The organism is Kluyvera sp. 1366 (assembly GCF_054823405.1).
In genome coordinates this window covers 245,490-265,239 of record NZ_JBTRDW010000004.1, presented here as the reverse complement: position 1 = coordinate 265,239, position 19,750 = coordinate 245,490, and the positions used below count along the sequence as shown (strand labels likewise).

The following is a 19,750-nucleotide window of genomic DNA, read 5'->3' as shown; positions in this document are numbered from 1 at the left end:
TCCTTCCTGAAATTTGTTTGCCTGAAGCCTACCCTTTGACTAACAGATATTGCAGATGACCGTTCATGATGAAAGTGGCGACAGTAATGGCAACCAGCACACTGCTGCGAATAAGCCACGGAGAACGTTGCCAGAAAGATGTTTTATGTTTCGAGCGCTGGATAATTATTGCTGAGTCGGCAGATCCAATCTGCTTTGGCAATAGCGCTTTTAGCTGCTGCATCAGCAACTGGCGCTCCTCATCGTCTTCCGTTCGGTATTTTCCGGCATAACCCAAATGCAACATTCTGTAGTAGCAGCTAATGGCGGCTTGAGCTGTTGCAGGTTCACGAAGCAGATTTTTGACGCGGTCAAAGAATTGCTCACCACCAATGAGGTGCCCGAGAAAGTGCCCCTGCAAAGGTGTGCGTTTCCACCAGGCAGAGATATCAGCTTCCGGAATGGTCATGATCAGTTCGTCGAGAAACACGCAGTGCGCAAATTTGATTTCTTCGCAGAGAGAAGCGGATGCTCCCGCTGTCGTGAGGTGATGCTGAACCTGTTGAATCGTATTGAAGCAGCGCTGGTAGAGTGCATCATCAACCGTGATGGATTGCCCATTACGGATCGCGAGCGCCAATAGCCAGGTATCCTGCATCAGCTCATCGAGAGTATTCGCTGTGATGTTGTGTTGTGAAAACGTCATGGGCACCTTCCTGGTAACGCCTGAGCATTGTTAATCCATTAATCCAATTACCGATTTCAATCGAGAAATGGCTGTTGCTCACGCTGCTTACTTACCCGAGCAAAGGTGGACTCGCTGCCCTCAAAGAGCGATCTCCACCTACCAACGGCCCTGAGGATATTACAAGGAGTGATAGTTGATCAAACTAACAATTTGAGTTTGTGAAACAGGATTCCAATTTTCAGCAAGGATTTACCCTCGACATTACTAGTAATCCTAACGCGATTCAGTTACTGCGGTTTTTTATTTTACATTCTGATTTTGAAAGATTTTTGATAATTCAATAAAGGGGAAGTCTGTTCTGCGTGAGTAATCATGCGGTGTGAAGATGTGAATGTTAATGATGAAAATAACGATCGATAAAACGTGATTACGTTAACAGTTTTGGCAGGTTAGGGGACATTGGCAATGTCGATAAGGTCCATCAAAAATTTAAGGGGCTGATGTAGAATTGGTATCGCTAAAGTGCGTTGGCAATACACCCCACCACTCAACGTCGTTAAACTACTGCTGAAATATTACTGCCGTTTTAACTCGTTCTTTTTAAGCATTAACTTTTCAATCAACTCATCCAACCCGCTCTCAACCAGCATCTCCACCGCATCACTCCTTGTCGTTTCACTCAATCGCACAACCTGGTCGATTTTCCTTAAAACCGACATACGCAACGACAGTGACACCGCTTTCTTTTTCTCTTTATCCAGAAATACCCGGCTGACGGTTTCGCTCTGTTGTAGTTCGGCATTGAGCTTAAGCGCTTCATTAATATGGCGCAGGCTTTTCTTATCGAGTTTGCCGGGTTCAGTGAGTTGGTAGCAATGGGTGAGGCGGCTGTATTTGATCTCCGCAGACCAGGATTCACGCAGCTCTTTTAGCGCGCGCGTCAGCGTGGGTTCGGAGCAGTCGAGCGAAGCGAGAATGCGGCTGGATGCGACCGGTTTGCCGCTGCTGAGCAGCGAGGCGAGCATGAATACGCGTGTCTGTCGGGTACTGAGTTGCATGGTCGATGAGGCCTGCGTTAGTGGTCAATGGTTGGTATCGCCCTCCTGGCAAATGGTTTTCGACAGTATCAGAGGGTATTTAAATATCAGGTAAATAGGGTGCGAAAATTCCTACGTCCGGTTTGCGATTGGGTGGTAACGCGGTGGGCATGAATGCCCACCCTGCGGGGGTTGTCAGGTTACCAGCATCAAGGCGCCGTCTGAGCGGGTATCGGGTGCGATGCCATATTCCTGCGCGCGGGCCAGGATGGCGGCGGCCCAGCGGCGATGCGTCGCCGGTTCACACATCGCGCCCTGCGATTTGAATACCGCCTGGCTTGAGTTGAGGATGCGGAAGGCATCCGCCTGATCGCTGGCGGAAACCATCAACATCTCCTGAATCTTGCCGATCTGGCTCGGATGAATGGCGGTTTTGCCCACCAAACCGTGCGCGATATCCAGCGCCAGTTCCTGATCCATAATCTGCTGATCGTCGATGTGCTCGCACACCGGCGCGGTCAGCGCAAAATCCCGCGATGCGAATACCGCCACCAGCATTTTAATGGTGTAACCCATCGGGCTGTCATACAGCGTGAAGTGGCGTGAACGGCGCAGCGACAGCACATTCATCAAATCGTTACCGCCGATGCGCAGGGCGATCACGCGCTCGCGGCAGGCATGGTTTTGCAGCGTGAGGGCCAGCTCGCGCATCGCCACCACGTCGAACACCTCTTCGGTTTCCAGCGTTGGCATCATGCACAGATGGCTCGGTTCGAGAATCTGCCACCACGTCGGCAAGGAGCCGGCGGTGAATTTCGGCAGCACAAAACCATCTATCGCGCTGAGGTTGAGGTTTTCCACCAGCCACGCGCCCATCTCGCTGTTACGCGGACGGATAAATACCAGCGGCCACTGCGCGTTGCCATTGGCGCGCTGTTCGGCATTCAACACATTTAGGATTTGCTGGAGATTGTGCAGCGCCTGCGGCAAATCCGCATCACTGACCGCATCTTCCAGGCAGATCACCAGCGAGCGCAACCCGCTGATTTTATTGTGCAGAATGGCATCGACGATATCGCTGCGCACCGCCGGCATATACAGCGTTGCGCCCAAACGCCACGGAGAGAGACGGCTGTTCATCACAGCACCTTTTTGATTATCGTCACGGCGCGGTATTGCCCAAGATCGGCTCCCGCTTCTGTGATGGTCAGCCCTTTTTGTTGGGCAAGATAGACCAGCAGCGCCACGTCGGGATCGTCCACCGAACGGACCAGCACCTGATCCGGCACGCGACGCAGCACGGCGCGCGTGGCTTCGGCGATGCCCGGCTTGATGCGGTTGATGCTGTTCACCTGATAACGTGCCGCCAGCATGGCGATCACCGCTTCACTTTGCGCCACACGTTGTTGTTGATGCTGCGGATCCTGCTGGCAAGCGGGCAGGGCGCTGATATCCAGCGATCGCGCGTATTCAGCTACGGTGTTCACCAGCTGCTGGCTGCAATCGTATTGCGCCAGATGGTCGCACTGCACGCAGCCGTGCAAGCCCGATTCAGACCACAATGAGCGCGAGATCAAACCTGAAACCGGCGCGCCCATAATGCCAAACGGGATCAGCCAGTCATCATCGCTGGCCGAAAGCCACGCCCGACCGCACGGATCGGCCAGCACCACCAAGCGCGGTTGCGCTGGATAGCCGGGACGATGTTCGAGGCTGCGGATCAGCTCGCCGGTGATGGCGCCTTTGCCGGTCCAGCCATCAACGAAGACAATGCCTGCGGTGCCGTGGCGCGCTTCGATGATCTCCAGCGCGGCCTGATCAATGCCACGATCGCGGATGATGCTGATGCCGTAATGGTACGATTCGCGCCCCATCGCGCGCAGCGCCTGTTGCAGCATCACGCCGAGCGGCACGCCCGCGCGCACTAAGCTTGCGAGCACAATCGGCGTGTCGCCAAACTGTTGTGCCAGCGTCCGCGCCAGCATGGTGACTTCTTTCGCCAGGCGTCCGGCACCTTCATCAAGCGCGCGGGAAAACAGCTCAAGGTGCCAGCGCGTCGGTTCCGGTTCCTGGCTCAACATCTCGGAATAGTGACGCGCGCCGGATTGGATCAGCTGCTCTTTTTGATCCACCGGCGTCATGTCGATCTCAACTGGCTTCAGCAGAAATTCGACGTCGCCGGCTTGGTAGGATCCAGAGAAAGGCAAATTATTCACCATCTTATTGTTCTCCGAATATTGCCTGGTTGATGCGTTCGGCAAACTGGCTCTGACGCGGAATGCCGTACCAGCTGCACAGCTTCATAAAACGGTGATCGCTCAGGCTGTCGCCGAGGCCAATCACCGGGAAAACGCCGCGCTCGTGACGCAGTTTATCCAGCAGGTAGCTGACGGCTAAGCCTTTTTCCACCACGTTCGGCAGCCAGGCGACGTTGTTGCTGTTGCGATGGATGTAATAGCCGGCGGTAGGGAAGCGTTGCTCGATTTCATCGGCGATGGCGTAAAGCTCTTCGAGGCGCGTGCTGTCGCGGTGCTTCATCACCAGATAGATCGGCGTGACGCCATATTCATAGTTGATGCGCGCCCAGCCGTTGATGTCGCGCTCTGCCATCAGGTCGGTGATCGCCTGCTGCATCGAGAGCAGCGCTGGGCCGTACGGCGTCAGTTTTTCCAGCATCTGCGCGCGCCATGCGGCATCTTCCTCGCCTTGCGGATTAAGGATCACCGCGCCATGGGTGGTAACCGCCCACGAACGGAAAGGGATCTGCACGCGAGCGATCTCTTCGGTGCCGCGCGCGGTGACCGGGATCAGATCGGCTTGCTCGATCATCCAGTCAACCAGCATCGACTGCTCTTCGGTCATAAAGCTGCGCGGCTGCAGGCTGAGATCGAGCGCGCCAGTACGGAACGGCTCAAGATCCAGCTCGTCCACCATTTTGCGGCGCGTTTGAAATAGCGTGTCGTCAAGGTCGGAAAAAATCACCGGTTTATTCATAGCTGATCACCTCCACCTGTGGCGCAACCTTGGCCAGTGCCGTGGTTAACAGCGGATCCACGCTGTCGACCGGCGTTTCGATGCACAGCAAAATGCGGTCAAATTGCTGATGCGCCACGTTATAAACGAAGTTGGCGATGCCGAGACCGTAGTTATCACCGAAGGCGATAGCTGATTCGATGGCAAATCCGGTAGCGATTGGCGAGCGCGTGGTGGAGCTGTATTTCACCTCTGCGCCTTGTGCCGCCAGACGTTCAGCCAGCAAGAAGGGTTCCCAGACAAATTCGCTGCTGCCGAGCACGAGAATTTTCTCTCCCGGCTGCGCCTGAATCGCGCGGCCTAAATCGCCCGCTGGCGCTGCCATACCAAGTCGGCCCCAGCGCTGTTTGCCGGTGATGGGCACGGTGGCGGCATCGTTAAGCACCATCGCTGGCATCGGCGGCAGTGCGGCGTCGGGATCCTGCTGCCAGTGCCAGTCGCCTTGCACCAGCGACACGCTGCGCACCGGCACCGGACAGCGCGCGGATAACGCATCGCCGCTCCAGTCGGTGAGCGTGACGGCGATAACCTGCTCGATCTGCGTTAAGCCGCCGTCGTTGCGCAGCGCTTCGAGCAGGTTAATAAAGGTGTTGCCGGTGGTGGCTTCGTCATCAATCATCACCAGCGTGCGCGCGTTGAGCACGCGCTGGCGCAGCTGCGCATCATCGGGCAGGTAGATCAGATGATCGGTGGCGTGGCTGTGATTTTCTTTAAACTCGCACAGCAAATCCGCCTGCTGCGGATGACGCGTTGAGGTGAGATACACCGGCTCCCTGACGCGCTGGCGCACTTCATCAAACACGCCTGCGCCGAGGCCAACGGCGGTTTCCGCCATGCCGATAAACAGCACCGGACCGTCAGAAAACGGCGGGAACTGCTCCGCCAGCTGGCGATACACGGCGCGCATTTTCTCCGGCGCCACCGGGATGTGGCGGCCAAGCACTTTACTGACGAACAAAAAAGCGCGCTTGGGATTGCGGCGCTCGGCGATCTCGAACAGATCGTCGATGGCGCTGATGCCGCCGGTTGGCGTGACGCTCAGCGTGCCGCATGACAGCGTCCTGCTCCAAAGTGTGGTCATGGATTGTTCCTTATTGAACCTGGTTGGACAGGACGGGGTTGTACGCCACCACGTCGCTCAGCGCGCGGACGGTGGCTGGCGTGAAGTCGCGGCGGGCGTCGTCAATCACCTGCTGCTGACTGATCAAGCCTAGCTGGCGCAGGGCAAACAAGCCGGGAAGATTGACGCCGCTGAAGCGGGTATAACCAATGCCGCCGGAGGGGCGCATATTGATCTCCAGTAATAGCGGTTTGCCGCTGGCGTCATTGCGCGTCTGCACGTTGATCAATCCATCCGCGCCCATCGCAGCGGCACAGGCTAGCGCCAGCTCAAAGGCTTCGCCGCGGTTTTCCAGATACTGCAGCGCCCCTTCTTTGCGGCGCGCCACGGCGGCCAGCACCTTGCCGTTTTCCGCCAGCATATCAACCGAATATTCCGGGCCCGGCAGATACGGCATCAGGACCAGCGGCTCCATGCTGTCGGCGGCCTCCAGCGCCTGTAAGTAATATTCGGCTTTCACCCGGCGTGCGTCGGGATGGGTAAACGGCGCCATCGGCGAGACACTTTCATCAAACTGCCAGAATCCCATGCCATAAATACCGGTAACCGGCTTTACGCACAGCGGCAGATCGCCAAAGGGTTTACCGGCGATCAGCTCACGCAACTGTACGGGTGAATCCACGCGCAGTGAAGGCACCACCGGCAAATTCAGGCTTTTCATATGGTGGGCAAACGCGACTTTGTCATCGGCCAGATCCAGCATCGCAACATCGCGTGCGCCGGTGGTTAAGCGCGCACCGCTGGCTTCGATAGCGGCGCGATGGGCTTCAAACCAATGAGCATGTCGACCGGTATGGATCGCCTGAATGGCATATTTTTCTACGGTGGAAAGAATAAATTCGAGGCGCTGATTAACATCACCGGGTTCAATTAATGCATGATCCGCCAGAGAAAGTATTTCATTACGCGATTGGCGATGTGATGCATAAATCGACACGTTGTAGTTATGTTTTTTAACTGCAGATGTTATGCCATTAATTATATCGCGCTGGGAGGATAAACCTTCCATTAGCCAAATTTTGTGAGACATTTCTAATTATTTCCGCAAGAGGCTGGTGGCTGGATTATGGTTTGCGAGTTTATTTCTCACTTCGAAATGAGTCAATCATAATATGATTTTTTACCCTAACGTAACCTTATGAATTTTAATGTAAAGAATTGTCATGTTTAGTGCGTTGCTGGTTCGGGCTGGATTCTTTTAAGTTGTTCTTCTGCAAGGATTTATTGTATTTCATAAAATTGCTGTGAAAATTAATGCTGAACATGAATATCCTCATGTTATGATTTTGCCCTCATGGAATTTGTTGCAAATATAAAACCCTTTTCAAACCTGTTTGAAGGAATTATGACATGGTTTCATTAAGCAAGAATCAGACGGTTTCACTCAGCAAACAAACCGCTTCGCTGAATAAATTACATTTCGGCTTAGGCTGGGATCCCATTAAAAAGAAAGGCTTCATGGGCAAGCTTTTTGGTGGTGGCAGCGATTCCATCGATCTGGATGCCAGCTGCGTATTATTGGATCAATCTGGTCATGCCATTGATACCATCTGGTTCCGCGCATTAACCTCTAAATGTGGTGCGGTGAAACACAGCGGCGATAACCGTACTGGCGAAGGCGATGGCGATGATGAAGTGATCAACGTTGAGTTGTCACGTTTGCCTGCCAACGTTGAGTATCTGGCGTTCACCGTGAACAGCTTCCAGGGTCAAACCTTCAACGAAGTGGAAAATGCCTTCTGCCGCGTGGTGGATCAAAACGGCAAAGAGCTGGCGCGCTATGAGCTGACTGAGCAAGGCAGCCATACCGGCATCGTGATTGCTTCGCTGCACCGCAACGGCGGACTGTGGGACTTCACGGCGCATGGCCGCGCGAGTGCCGGCCGTACCATTGACGCGATGCAAAACGACATCGTTGCCGCAGTGGTGCGCTAATGAATATGACGCCGGGGAGCAATGCTCCCGTTCCCGCTAATCTGCTGACGGTGCGCGTACTCGCTGGCGCCGCCGTTGATGCTTCGGCCTTTCGTCTGTTCGCCAGCGGCAAAGTCAATGGCGATGCCGATATGGTGTTCTACGGTCAGCCGGATAACGATGACCGCACCATCAGCCTGAAAAGCGAAGGGCACAACTCCGCCTTTTCGGTCGATCTCACCCGCCTGCGTCCTGACGTGCAGAAAGTGGCCTTTACCGTTACCTGTGACGGCGGCCGCAACGTGTCGGGTTTGCAACGTCTGGCGATTCAGGTGGAGCAGAGCGGTGAAGTGTTGCTGAATGGCAGCGTGGAGCTGGTAGGACGTCAGGAAGCAGCGTTGATCCTCGGCGAACTTTACCGCCGTAATAATGAGTGGAAATTCCGCTTTATTGCGCAGGGTTTCAACGGCGGCTTAAAGCCGCTGGCGGAACATTTCGGTGTGGATGTGGCTGAACCCGCGCCTGCCCCAACGCCTGCGCCTGCACCGCAGGCGGCACCGGCTCCAGCACCGACACCCGCGCCGGCAAAAATCAATCTGAGCAAAGTGTCTCTTACCAAAGAGAAGACAGCCATCAGCCTGACCAAGCGCGATAACTTCGGTGAGATCCGCATCAATCTGAACTGGCACCGTGAAACCAGCAGCGGTGGCGGCGGGTTGCGCGGATTGTTCGGCGGCAACAAAGGCGTGGATCTCGATCTCGGCGCCTTCGTTGAGCTGCAAGACGGCTCGCGCGGTGTGATCCAGGCGCTGGGCGGCAATTTTGGCGCCATGCATGCCAAACCTTTCGTACACTTGCAGGGCGACGATCGCACCGGCGAAGTGACCGACGGCGAATGGCTGCACATCAACGGTCGCGAATGGAGTCAGATTCGCGAGGTATTAATTTTCGCCTTCATCTATCAAGGTGCGGCGAGCTGGGACAAAACGGATGGCGTAGTCACGCTGCACATTCGAGACCAGCCTCCGATTGAAACGCGTATGACTGAAGGGGAGAACCGCCGCAACATGTGTGCGATTGCTCGCCTGGTCAATGAGAACGGCAGTATCCGCGTCGAGCGTATCAATCAGTTCTTTAACGGGCATTCCGATATGGACAAAGCTTTCGGTTGGGGATTCAACTGGCGAGCCGGCTCCAAATAATAACAGACAGAGGATTCACTATGAGCTTTTTCAACAAGGTCAAAGGGGCATTTAATTCCGGCCGCGATGAATTAACCAAACAGGTTAGCCGCTTTAAGAACAAGAAATTTATGCAAGGCACCGTCGCGGTTTGCGCACGCATTGCGGTGGCAGACGGCGGCGTGAGCGCGGAAGAGAAGCAGAAGATGATCGGTTTTCTGCGCGCCTCCGAAGAGTTGAAAGTCTTTGATACCAATGAAGTGATTGAGTTCTTCAACAAACTGGTGAGCAGCTTTGATTTCGATCTGGAAATCGGCAAGGGCGAAACCATGAAGTACATCATGGCGTTGAAAGATCAGCCGGAAGCCGCACAGTTGGCGATCCGCGTAGGTATTGCTGTCGGTAAGAGTGATGGTGATTTTGATGCTGACGAGCAGAAAGCGGTGCGCGAAATCGCCGTCGCTTTGGGCTTTGATCCAGCAATATTTGGTCTGTAATTTTTTATCTTTTAAGGGGTCATCATGGTGTCTACGCACATTGGCTTCCCAACTGAAACAGTCGCGGTTTTCATCGCGCTGTCGGTGGGCGCTATTTTTATCGACCTGTTCATGCACCGCGGCGACAAGCCGATTTCGCTGAAAAGCGCGGCGCTGTGGTCAGTGTTCTGGGTGGCGGTGGCGATGGGTTTCGCCGGCTTCCTCTATATCCATCACGGCGCTGAAGTTGCCAGCCTGTTCGTGACCGGTTATGCGCTGGAGAAAGTACTCTCCGTCGATAACCTGTTCGTGATGATGGCGATCTTCTCGTGGTTTGCCGTTCCGGACCGCTATCGTCACCGCGTGCTTTACTGGGGCATCATCGGTGCCATCGTTTTCCGTGGCATCTTCGTGGCGATCGGTACCGGCTTGCTGAGCCTTGGTCCGTATGTCGAAATCGTGTTTGCGCTGATCGTCGCGTGGACGGCGGTAATGATGCTGAAAAGCGGCGATGACAGCGACGAGATCGAAGATTACTCGCAGCACCTTGCTTATCGCATGGTGAAGCGCTTCTTCCCAATCTGGCCAAAAATGCGCGGTAACGCCTTCCTGCTGAATCAGAAGGAAGTTGATGAAGAGCTGCAGAAGCCAGAAAACAAAGACGTAGCGATTGGTCGCGGCAAGAAAGCGGCGCTGTATGCCACGCCGTTGATGCTGTGTGTGGCGGTGGTTGAACTCTCTGACGTGATGTTCGCCTTTGACTCCGTGCCGGCGATTATCGCAGTAAGCCGTGAACCGCTGATCGTGTATAGCGCCATGATGTTCGCCATCCTCGGCTTGCGTACACTTTACTTCGTACTTGAAGCATTGAAGCAGTATCTGGTTCACCTCGAGAAAGCCGTCATCGTGCTGCTGTTTTTCATCGCGGTGAAACTGGGTCTGAATGCTACCGATCATATTTGGCATCACGGCTACAGCATCTCTGCTAGCGCCAGTCTGTTTGTGGTACTCGGCGTGTTAGCTGTCGGTATCGTGCTCAGCGTGATGTTTCCCGGTAAACCCGAGGAAAAAGAAGAGAGCTGATCTTCTGCCAGCAATGAGTCTGAAAAATCATTAACCAAGAGGTAATTACAATGAGCGTTTCTCTTTCTAAAGGCGGTAACGTTTCGCTGAGCAAAGCGGCACCAACCATGAAAAACGTCCTCGTTGGCCTTGGCTGGGATGCACGTTCCACCGATGGTCAGGACTTTGACCTTGATGCGTCAGCGTTCTTGCTGTCCGCCAGCGGTAAAGTCCGCGGCGATGCTGACTTTATTTTCTACAACAATCTGGTCTCTTCCGACGGTTCCGTTTCCCACACCGGTGACAACCGTACTGGTGCAGGCGATGGCGATGATGAATCGCTGAAAATTAAACTGGATTTGATTCCGGCTGACGTCGACAAGATTGTGTTTGTGGTCACCATCCACGATGCGCAGACCCGTCGTCAGAGCTTTGGCCAGGTTTCCGGCGCGTTTATCCGCCTGGTCAACGATGACGATCGCAGTGAAGTGGCGCGTTACGATTTGACCGAAGATGCCTCCACTGAAACCGCGATGCTGTTTGGTGAGCTGTACCGTAACGGCGCCGAGTGGAAATTCCGCGCGGTAGGCCAGGGTTATGCCGGCGGCCTCGCTTCGGTATGTGCTCAGTACGGTATCAACGCGTCTTAATTATCACGGGCAGCTTCGCGCTGCCCGCATCATCCAATTAAAAGCAGGAGCTTTAAAATGGCAGTTTCTCTGGTAAAAGGCGGTAACGTTTCCCTGACTAAAGAAGCACCCACCATGAATGTTGCCATGGCGGGTCTGGGTTGGGATGCACGTGTAACAGATGGTCAGGATTTCGACCTCGACGCGTCAGTATTTATGGTCGGTGACGACGGTAAAGTGCTGAGCGATGCCAGCTTCATCTTCTTCAACAACAAGCAGAGCGCTTGTGGTTCCGTTGAGCATCAGGGCGATAACCGCACCGGTGCCGGCGATGGCGATGACGAGCAGGTTAAAATTACCCTGTCTAAAGTACCGGCTGAGGTGAAGAAGCTGGTCTTCGCGGTGACCATTTATGATGCCGAAGCGCGTAAGCAGAACTTCGGCATGGTGAGCAACAGCTTCATGCGTATCTTCAATAATGACAGCGGTGCTGAAATCGCCCGTTTCGACCTGTCTGAAGATGCCTCTACCGAAACCGCGATGGTGTTCGGTGAGCTGTATCGCAATGGTGCCGAGTGGAAATTCAAAGCCGTTGGTCAGGGCTTCGCAGGCGGCCTGTCAGCGCTGGCTTCGCAGCACGGCGTGAGCGTCTGATTCAAAGCATTGCTAACAAAGCCCCGGCTGGTCCGGGGCTTTTTACTGTCTCAATAATGGATCAAAACGACTAAGTGCTTATTGCGTAGCGACGAAGTGTCAATCGGTCGCCATGAATGGTGCGCCTAAGGATCCAGACGCAGCATGCGCAGTTTTTCCATTGGCACGCGGCGTTTTTTCCACGTTGGATGGAAATGACGCCAGTGTGGATCCTGCGCGGCGGCCAGTAACTCAAAATCACCGCGCGTATCGCCCCAGGCGCGCAGGTGATAGTTATGCAGCGGGCCGTAAACGCTTTCCAGTCGCTTGACCTTTTGCCCGCAGCGGCAGTTATGGCCGGTAATTTTACCAGTAAGAATGCCGTCAACGACTTCTAATTGGGTACCGATTAGATTGATGCCCAGTCGCTCGGCGAACGGTTCTAACACCATCGCCGGCGAGGCGGAACAGATGGTCACTTCGGCGCTGGAGTTCACTTCGGCGGCAACCGCTAACAGCCCGGCTGGGCGCATTAGCTTATTCCAGTTTGCCGCGCAGAAAAGTTGCGCCTGCTGGCGAATCCATTGCTCCTCAACGCCGGTTAAAAAGGTGTGAATCAACACTTCTTTTAACTCATCACGCGTTAGCTTTTTCCGCATGCAGCGCAGCGTTGGGAATGCCAGTTTGGCAATTTTGCGTGCGAACGCGCGTTTGCCAAAGCTGAAGCGCAGAAAGGGGATGAAGCTGTCGTGAATGGTCAGCGTGCCGTCAAAATCGAAGACTGACAGAACCTGATTTTCACGCGCTAAGGAGGATTCCATGGACATGTTGTTCTCTTTTGTCGCAAGCCGTAATCAATGCCACGATGATAGCAAATGGCTGGCCGATATTCTCATGCGTGAATGCGGCTACCGATAAACGGTAGCCGTTTGAAACGCTTACTCGCGGATTTTGCCCTCTTCCTCGCGGGTTTTACCCTCTTCGATAAACTCTTCGTCAATCTCTTCAGAGTTCTCACGGTTATCGCGACCAGAAAGCAGATTCCAGCAGGCAATAAACAGCGCGGCGATCAGCGGACCAATGACAAAGCCGTTGATGCCGTACACTTCCATGCCGCCCAGCGTGGAGATCAGGATCAGATAGTCCGGCATTTTGGTGTCTTTACCGACCAGCAGCGGACGCAGAATATTATCCACCAGGCCAACCACCACCACGAAGAAGCCAATCAGGAACAGCGCTTTCCAGATGGCGCTGGTGGCGAAGAAGAAGATGGTTGCCGGTACCCAAACAATGGCGGAACCGACCGCCGGAATCAGTGACAGGAACGCCATCAAGGTGCCCCACAGCAAGCTGCCATCAATGCCGGTGATCCAGAAGGCGATGCCGCCCAGCACACCTTGTACCACCGCAACCACCACCGTGCCTTTGACCGTGGCACGCGATACCGCTGCGAACTTCATCAGCAGGTGATGTTTCACGTAGGTTGAAAGCGGCAGCGCTTCCAGAATCAAATTCACCAGCCAGGCGCCATCTTTCAACAGGAAGAACAGCAGATAGAGCATCACGCCAAAGCCAACGGTAAAGGTGAACGTCCCTTTACCGATCAGGAACACGCTGCCCGCCATGTATTGGCCGCCTTTCAGCGCAAAGCCAGAGAGCTTCTGCTGAATCTCCTGCGCGTTGTTCAGGTTGTTATCGGCGAGATAGTTGCGTGCCCAGGAAGGCAGATGCTGCAGCAGATCGGCAAACACCGCAGGGAACTGCGCGGAGTTGTTCTGCAGCTTGGTGTAGACGGTGTTAACTTCAACCACCATTGAAGAGGTGATCAGCGCCAACGGCGTGAACACCATCAGGCAGATAATCAGCAACGTAGCGAACGAAGCCAGGCCGTTGCGATCGCCCATTTTACGGCGCAGCAGCGACTTCAGTGGATGGAAGATCACCGCCAGAATCGCGGCCCAGAAAATGGCAGAAAAATAGGGTGTCAGCACATCAAAAAAGGCGAAGGTGACGATCGCCAAAATAACGATAAAGAAGCCTAAATTAAGTCCTTTAATACGCATTACATAGTCTCGTCAGTAGATAGGGCGAATGAACTATAGAACGCTTAACGGGGAAAGTAATGTTTTTAGGATCGATGGTTCGCTCAAGCTCGTGAAGAGAGCAGACATAGGATGTCCCGATTTGTCCGCCTGATGTCTGTTCACTGGCTGGCGCGGCAGCACTATTACGGTGATGATGGTGGCTGAAACTCACCGGAGGAAATCATGCTGGAACTACGTCCTAACTGCGAATGCTGCGATAGAGATCTGCCGCCGGCGTCGCTTGAGGCGCGCATCTGTTCATTTGAATGCACGTTCTGTGTGGCGTGCGCGGAAGGTATCCTGGCGCAGCGTTGCCCGAATTGCAGCGGTGAACTGGTGCGTCGACCGATTCGTCCTGCTGCAGCGTTAGCACGTCATCCGGCGTCCTCAACGCGCCATTTATCTTCTTCATGAGATAGTGAGCGTGCAAACCAATATTCTGCTCATGTAAACGTTTACCCTAAATAGTTTATCAGGCTGCCTCGTGATATTTAAACGTTACGCAAGCAGGGTAATTTTGAGCACGATAGTAATCACCGCCGTGTATTAATGTTGGTGATAAACAATCCGCGCCTAATAAGTAGCAGTAATTGTTAAATACTCATCAGGTTGCGCGTGCGGCGTGCTGAGATTATAAAGGTTTAAAAAGCAAATAGTGTTGTTTTTAAAGGGATATTAACCATTCTTGATAGCATGGATTAGCTGCTTGAATGCCTTATTGTTGTGTCTTTGCTGAATCTGGTCAGAGCACAGACCTTATTTATCCTGAAACAGCGTTCCTAAAATAATATTTCTTTCTATCATTTAGTTTTTGCGTATTTTTCTGAAAAATAGCCCTTTTCAAAAGAATTTTTCAATTTTAAATGGTATTGTTTGCTGGCAATGCTAGTGATGTGGCGTTGTGTGCTTCAGTTTTACCCTCACTTTTGCAGGGTTTACCCCTTTATGCAATTTATGGAAATTGAATTATCCTCCCGATCCTTGCGATCGGGTTTTTCTTTATATTTCCCGCTCTCGCCGCAATAAACGCTGATGCGTCTCTTCGATCCCGTTAATGTCAGAAAATACACAATCGTTAAGAAAGTGATAAGTTGACGTAATTTCCTGTAAGTATGCGGTTTTTAAGAGTTTTGGAAATGCTTTTCTGTCTCCAGTTAATCAATAGTAATGCTTAACGGCACAGCAACCGCCGTTATCATTGGAGGCAACACCATGAAAAAAACAACATTAACTCTTATTGCGTCATTTATTGCATGCAGCACACTGTTTTCTAGCGTCTCGTGGGCAGACGGCCCAGGTGACCAGCGCTGGCAGCCGCACGGCGGCGACCAGCATCAAGACCACGGACGTGGCCCGGATCGTGGCGGCGACCGCGGACCGGATCGCGGCAATCATCATGACCGTGGTCACGATCGCGGCCCCGGCCCGGATCGTCATGACCGTTATGCTGACCATCGTATGCCGGAAGGGCATCGTGACGGCGACCGCTTCGCCTGGGGCGGACATGACTTCCGTCGCGGCTATCCGGCACCGCCGGAGTTTCGTGGTCCGCATTATCGCGTAGATGACTGGCGTGACCGTGGTCTGTATGAACCACCGCGCGGTGAGCATTGGGCTTACATCGACGGTAATTACGTGCTGGTGGCCGCAGCAACCGGCATCATTACCGCGATTCTGCTCAACGGCGCGTTCAACTAATCTCCCCGGCGGATGGCTACGGCCATCCGTGTTTCTCTGCGCTTTATCCGCTCACCAGGTTATTCTCTCTACGACCCGTTTTTCCTTTCGATACGTTAAGGAGTGATGATGACCGTGGCAAAAATGGTGGCGGTGGATAAAGACGGCACCTTTCTCGACGACAATAAACAGTACAATCGCGCGCGTTTTAACGCCTGCTATCAGGAAATGAAGCAGCGCGGCATCAAGTTTGTGGTAGCCAGCGGCAACCAGTATTACCAACTCAAATCCTTCTTCCCTGAGATCGCCCACGAAATTGCCTTTGTGGCGGAGAACGGCGCGTGGATTATCGATTGTGATGAAGAGTTATTCTGCGGCGAGTTTTCTCGTCCGGATATTGATGCGGTGCTGGATACGTTGCACAACGGTAACTATCCCGAACTGCGTTACATCCTGTGCGGACGCGACAGCGCGTACTACTTCGAAGGCCTTGATGAAAAGTGGCTGGTGAAAATGCGTCACTATTGCCACCGCCTGAAGGCGATTCGCAGCCTCGATGACGTGGCGGGCGATAAGCTGTTCAAGTTTGCGCTGAATCTGTCTGATGATTACGTGGAACCGCTGATGGCGGACATTGAGCGTCTGCATCAGGGGGCGGCTGCCGCCACGTCCAGCGGTCATGGATCGGTGGATTTGATCGTGCCGGGCAACCATAAAGGTCACGGCCTCGATCTGTTGGGCAAACGCTGGGGCATCGAACGCAGTGAAATTCTGGTGTTTGGCGACGGCGGTAACGATCTCGAAATGCTGCAGCAGTCGGGCTTCAGCTTTGCCATGGCGAACGCACCGCAGAAGGTCAAAGATGCGGCCCGCTTTGAAGCGCCGGGTAATAACGACGAGGGCGTTTTACAGGTGATTGAGCAGATGCTGGCCGGCAAACCGCCGTTTGTCATCTGATCGTCATTTATAGCTGAATTTATTCTTTGCTTTGCCGATATTCGATTGTGACGGAACGCACAATTCGCCGCTGAGCGGCACTTCTTATCTCAATCGTTAATGCAGTCGGTTAGAAAGGATAAATTATGTTGCCAACCCGTTTGGCTGCCCGCATGACGCTGGGTGGCCTGCTATTACTGTGCGTCACCACCGCAGTCGTATTTTCCGTTCTGTTGTTGCGCGGTCAGCCGCGCGTCATCGAAGCCAGCCATACGCTGATTGAGCAGGCCGGTAGCAATCTGGTCAGCCAATTAAATCAGCAGCTGGTGCGCATTGAAGGCGAGGCCGTCAGCATGGCGCGCCTTGCTGAAGTGTTGCCGCACGATGCCACGCTGTGGCAGCAAAGCTTCCCACAAATCATCAACAGCAGCGGCAATAAAACCATTGCCGGCGGCGGCGTGTGGCCGGAACCCGATGCGTTTAGCGCCGGTGTGCAACGTCGTAGCTTCTTCTGGGCGCGACAGGGTGATGGCGAGCTGGCCTATTCCGATGACTACAACCTGCCTGCGGGCAACGGCTATCAACAGGAAAGCTGGTACAGCGCGGTGCGTAACGGACCGCGCGATCGTTGCGGTTGGTCGGAGGTTTATCAGGATCCGGTATCCGGTGTGAAAATGGTGACCTGCAGCGTGCCGTATGCGGCGGGCGATCGGTTTGCCGGTGTCGCAACGCTGGATGTGCAGCTGGATAATCTTGCGGGCTTTATGCAGCAGAAAGGGCAGGTGACGGGCGGTTATGCCTTTGCGCTCGATAGCGCGGGCAATCTGCTCTATTACCCAGGCCAGGATATGAAATCGCTCACCACCTTGAGCAGCCTGGCGGAAAAATCCAGCTGGCTGGCGCCGCTGGCCGCCCGTATCACCCAGTTGAAGGGCGATGGCGATGTATTACAACTGTCGGATTTTGCAGACGGCTACTTGCACAACAGCGCGCAGGTGACGCTGTTCCGCATGCCCGGCACCGGTTGGGTGATTGGCCTGGTAACGCCGGAAAGTGCCGTCAGCGGCCTGGCGCGTACCATGATGCGCGACATCTTCACTTTCCTGATTCCGGCGATGATCGTGCTGCTGCTGTTAACCTGGGCGTTTACCCAACGCATTGGCCAACGTCTGAAGGCGACGCACGCGGCGCTGGATGAGATTGCCAATGGCGATGGCGATTTAACCCGCCGTCTGACCAAAAGTGGGCGCGATGAGCTGGCGGATATTGCCGGTGCGTTCAACAGCTTTGTCGATAAGATCGCTGGCGTGATTACCCGCGTGCAGGGCAGCGGCGAAACGGTGGCGGCCAACGCATCGGGATTAGCGCACAGCAACACCGCGCTGTCGGAGAAAATCGCTGAGCAGGCTGCGGCGCTTGAGCAGAGTGCGGCGGCGATGGAGCAGCTTAACGCCACCGTGCAGCAAAACGCTGAAAATACCCGACTGGCCGATGCTGCCGCCGAACAGACCGCGCAGATTGCCCGCAGCAGCAGCGAAGTGATGGGCGAAGTGGTGAGCACCATGGGCGCTATTCAATCCTCGTCGCGCCGCGTGGCGGAGATTCTGACGGTGATTGACAGCATCGCGTTTCAAACCAACATCCTTGCCCTGAATGCGGCGGTGGAAGCGGCACGCGCCGGTGAGCAAGGGCGTGGTTTTGCGGTGGTGGCATCGGAAGTGCGCGCCTTAGCCCAGCGCAGCGCCACGGCGGCGCAGGAGATCAAAGCGCTGATTGCCGATTCCGACAGCAACGTGCTGGCCGGCAGTAAACTGGTGGAAGGCGCGGGGCAGCAGCTTTCGCAGCTGGTTTCCGACGTGCATAAAGTGAAGCAGGTAGTCAGCGAGATGCGCGTGGCCGGTGATGAGCAGAGCAAAGGTATCGCGGAAGTGACGCTGGCCGTATCGCAAATGGAGCGCGGTATTCAGCAAAACCTGATGCTGGTGACGCAAACCGCCGAAAATACCCAGGCGCTGCGTGATGAAGCGGCGCAGCTGGCGCAAGAGATGGCGATGTTTAAAGTGGCTGAGCAGTAAAAATCGGGCAGCGTCGGCTGCCCGTTATCATTTAGACGATGCGCCAGGCGGCGGCAATCATCTCGGTTAACGTCGGTGCATCGTAGCTGACCCAGCCGTTTTTGCTGTTGGCGCGCGACACAATCCAGTCAACGTCGGTGGCTGACAGCGTTGGGCCTTCTAACCAGAACGGCACGATCGCCTGCTGCTGGATCCAGGCTTTCAACGCCAGCGCGGGCGGCGCGGGATCGTCCGGCAGCAGCTGTTGGCCGAACTGCGCCATCAAACGTTGCTGTTCAGCATGCTCGGTTTCTGCCAGCACCTCGAGGAACGGGAACAGTAAACGTCCGCACACTTCGCCGTGATGGAACGGCTTGATTGCCCCCAACTCACCGGCAATGCCATGGATCACGCCCAATCCGGCGCTGCTCAGACACACGCCACCCAACCATGACGCCATCATCATCGCTTCGCGCGCGGCACCTCCGCGCTCGTCGTCACGGTTTAAATCTGGCCAGGCCTGGAAGAACAGTCGCAGCCCATTAAGCGCAGTTTGCTGGGTGAACAAATTGCCTTTGCGCGACAGATAGGCTTCGAAAAGATGGGTGAAGGCATCGATGGCGCAGGTTGCCAGCACGCTGTCGGGCGCGCCTTTTAGCAGATCAGGATCGAGAATTGCGACCTGCGGCACAAACACCGGATGGCGTAGCGACGCTTTGACCTGAATATGCTGCTGATCGGTCACCACTGCGTTCTGCGTGGCTTCGCTGCCGGTGCCGGCCGTGGTGGGAATGGCGATCAGCGGCAAGGTCACCGCTTGCACTGGCGTATCACCGACTTTCTCCAGATAGCGCGCGGTATTCAGAGGGTGCTGCATCATCGCGCTAAAGGCTTTAGCCGCATCCAGCACGCTGCCGCCGCCAATCGCCACCACGCGATCAACATGGCCGCGCCAGCGTCGCACCCAGCCATCAATCTCATCTGGCGAGGCTTCATGGCTGACAATCTCGTAACCGATGATGTGATCGTTGAGCGCGGCACCTAAGCGCGTCCAGGCCGGACCATTCAGGAATGAGCGGCCGCAAAACAGCAGCGTCGGCTGGGTATTGGCCGCCAGCAGCGGAATCAGTTGGTCAATGCTGCCGCGCCCAAACAGGGTTTGTTGATTACTGTACAACTCGATCAGATTCTCACTCACCTGCACGTCCTTCTTGTTTGGCTCAAAGACCTAAGTGTAACCAAAAGCC

At 54.7% G+C, this 19,750-nt stretch carries 19 protein-coding genes and 2 pseudogenes; 10 read left to right on the top strand and 11 right to left on the bottom strand.

Annotation, left to right across the window (positions count from 1 at the left end; all coding sequences use genetic code 11):
- Window positions 1-28 precede the first annotated feature (28 nt).
- The 8 genes and pseudogenes from tssL to ACVLVH_RS10560 form a co-directional block, all read right to left on the bottom strand.
- Window positions 29-685: a type VI secretion system protein TssL, short form gene (gene tssL, locus ACVLVH_RS10595; RefSeq protein ID WP_192414125.1), complete on the bottom strand. Its 657-nt coding sequence runs from the start codon at window positions 683-685 to the stop codon at window positions 29-31.
- Window positions 686-1,242: 557 nt separating this feature from the next.
- A complete protein-coding gene (locus tag ACVLVH_RS10590) occupies window positions 1,243-1,725 on the bottom strand; it encodes a tellurium resistance protein TerW (RefSeq protein ID WP_101763283.1) in 483 nt (160 codons plus the stop codon).
- 174 nt (window positions 1,726-1,899) lie between these two features.
- Window positions 1,900-2,844: an HpcH/HpaI aldolase/citrate lyase family protein gene (locus tag ACVLVH_RS10585; protein WP_192414127.1), complete on the bottom strand. Its 945-nt coding sequence runs from the start codon at window positions 2,842-2,844 to the stop codon at window positions 1,900-1,902.
- Window positions 2,844-3,095: pseudogene (locus ACVLVH_RS10580) on the bottom strand (RNA-binding protein); the annotation flags it as partial. The gene ACVLVH_RS10585 and the pseudogene ACVLVH_RS10580, both read right to left, overlap by 1 nt.
- A gap of 41 nt (window positions 3,096-3,136) precedes the next feature.
- Window positions 3,137-3,923 (bottom strand): annotated as a pseudogene (locus ACVLVH_RS10575) (cysteine protease StiP domain-containing protein); the annotation flags it as partial.
- Between the two features lies 1 nt (window position 3,924).
- Window positions 3,925-4,698 (bottom strand): HAD family hydrolase, encoded by a 774-nt coding sequence (locus ACVLVH_RS10570; RefSeq protein ID WP_192414131.1) that lies wholly within the window; start codon window positions 4,696-4,698, stop codon window positions 3,925-3,927.
- Entirely contained in the window at window positions 4,691-5,818 is a 1,128-nt protein-coding gene (locus tag ACVLVH_RS10565; RefSeq protein WP_192414133.1) for a phosphoribosyltransferase domain-containing protein, read from the bottom strand. The genes ACVLVH_RS10570 and ACVLVH_RS10565 overlap by 8 nt, the downstream gene beginning before the upstream one ends.
- 10 nt (window positions 5,819-5,828) lie before the next feature.
- Complete coding sequence (locus ACVLVH_RS10560; RefSeq protein WP_192414134.1) at window positions 5,829-6,887, bottom strand: ATP-grasp domain-containing protein; 1,059 nt, start codon at window positions 6,885-6,887, stop codon at window positions 5,829-5,831.
- A gap of 320 nt (window positions 6,888-7,207) precedes the next feature.
- Between ACVLVH_RS10560 and ACVLVH_RS10555 the strand changes: the two genes are divergently transcribed.
- From ACVLVH_RS10555 to ACVLVH_RS10530, 6 genes are read left to right on the top strand one after another with little or no spacing between them, the layout of a single operon-like run.
- Entirely contained in the window at window positions 7,208-7,792 is a 585-nt protein-coding gene (locus ACVLVH_RS10555) for a TerD family protein (RefSeq protein ID WP_192414135.1), read from the top strand.
- Window positions 7,792-8,973 (top strand): TerD family protein, encoded by a 1,182-nt coding sequence (locus ACVLVH_RS10550; protein WP_498949343.1) that lies wholly within the window; start codon window positions 7,792-7,794, stop codon window positions 8,971-8,973. Before ACVLVH_RS10555 ends, ACVLVH_RS10550 begins: the two co-directional genes overlap by 1 nt.
- A gap of 20 nt (window positions 8,974-8,993) precedes the next feature.
- A complete protein-coding gene (locus tag ACVLVH_RS10545; RefSeq protein ID WP_101763276.1) occupies window positions 8,994-9,449 on the top strand; it encodes a tellurite resistance TerB family protein in 456 nt (151 codons plus the stop codon).
- 24 nt (window positions 9,450-9,473) lie between these two features.
- Window positions 9,474-10,511 carry a TerC/Alx family metal homeostasis membrane protein gene (locus ACVLVH_RS10540; protein WP_008103746.1) on the top strand — a complete coding sequence of 346 codons (1,038 nt, stop codon included), beginning with the start codon at window positions 9,474-9,476 and terminating at the stop codon, window positions 10,509-10,511.
- A gap of 50 nt (window positions 10,512-10,561) precedes the next feature.
- Complete coding sequence (locus ACVLVH_RS10535) at window positions 10,562-11,140, top strand: TerD family protein (RefSeq protein WP_008103744.1); 579 nt, start codon at window positions 10,562-10,564, stop codon at window positions 11,138-11,140.
- 57 nt (window positions 11,141-11,197) lie between these two features.
- The gene (locus tag ACVLVH_RS10530; protein WP_101763275.1) at window positions 11,198-11,773 is read left to right on the top strand and encodes a TerD family protein; all 576 of its coding nucleotides are present in this window, start codon (window positions 11,198-11,200) and stop codon (window positions 11,771-11,773) included.
- Between the two features lie 125 nt (window positions 11,774-11,898).
- On the opposite strand, the gene ACVLVH_RS10525 is transcribed toward ACVLVH_RS10530, so the two are convergent.
- Both ACVLVH_RS10525 and ACVLVH_RS10520 read right to left on the bottom strand, forming a co-directional pair.
- The gene (locus ACVLVH_RS10525) at window positions 11,899-12,579 is read right to left on the bottom strand and encodes an HAD family hydrolase (RefSeq protein WP_101763273.1); all 681 of its coding nucleotides are present in this window, start codon (window positions 12,577-12,579) and stop codon (window positions 11,899-11,901) included.
- A gap of 111 nt (window positions 12,580-12,690) precedes the next feature.
- Window positions 12,691-13,815 (bottom strand): AI-2E family transporter, encoded by a 1,125-nt coding sequence (locus tag ACVLVH_RS10520; RefSeq protein ID WP_101763272.1) that lies wholly within the window; start codon window positions 13,813-13,815, stop codon window positions 12,691-12,693.
- 204 nt (window positions 13,816-14,019) lie between these two features.
- Between ACVLVH_RS10520 and ACVLVH_RS10515 the strand changes: the two genes are divergently transcribed.
- The 4 genes from ACVLVH_RS10515 to ACVLVH_RS10500 all read left to right on the top strand — a co-directional run bounded on the left by ACVLVH_RS10515 (window position 14,020) and on the right by ACVLVH_RS10500 (window position 18,524).
- Window positions 14,020-14,250, top strand: coding sequence for a DUF1272 domain-containing protein (locus ACVLVH_RS10515; protein WP_192414137.1), 231 nt, complete (start codon window positions 14,020-14,022; stop codon window positions 14,248-14,250).
- A 798-nt stretch (window positions 14,251-15,048) separates the two neighbouring features.
- Window positions 15,049-15,534, top strand: a complete 486-nt coding sequence (locus ACVLVH_RS10510; protein ID WP_192414138.1) for an RcnB family protein — start codon at window positions 15,049-15,051, stop codon at window positions 15,532-15,534.
- A gap of 108 nt (window positions 15,535-15,642) precedes the next feature.
- Window positions 15,643-16,470 carry a Cof-type HAD-IIB family hydrolase gene (locus ACVLVH_RS10505; RefSeq protein WP_192414245.1) on the top strand — a complete coding sequence of 276 codons (828 nt, stop codon included), beginning with the start codon at window positions 15,643-15,645 and terminating at the stop codon, window positions 16,468-16,470.
- Window positions 16,471-16,595: 125 nt separating this feature from the next.
- On the top strand, window positions 16,596-18,524 hold the full coding sequence (locus ACVLVH_RS10500; RefSeq protein ID WP_192414139.1) for a methyl-accepting chemotaxis protein: 1,929 nt from the start codon (window positions 16,596-16,598) through the stop codon (window positions 18,522-18,524).
- 31 nt (window positions 18,525-18,555) lie between these two features.
- On the opposite strand, the gene ACVLVH_RS10495 is transcribed toward ACVLVH_RS10500, so the two are convergent.
- Window positions 18,556-19,707 carry an iron-containing alcohol dehydrogenase gene (locus ACVLVH_RS10495; RefSeq protein ID WP_370581462.1) on the bottom strand — a complete coding sequence of 384 codons (1,152 nt, stop codon included), beginning with the start codon at window positions 19,705-19,707 and terminating at the stop codon, window positions 18,556-18,558.
- Window positions 19,708-19,750: the final 43 nt, after the last annotated feature.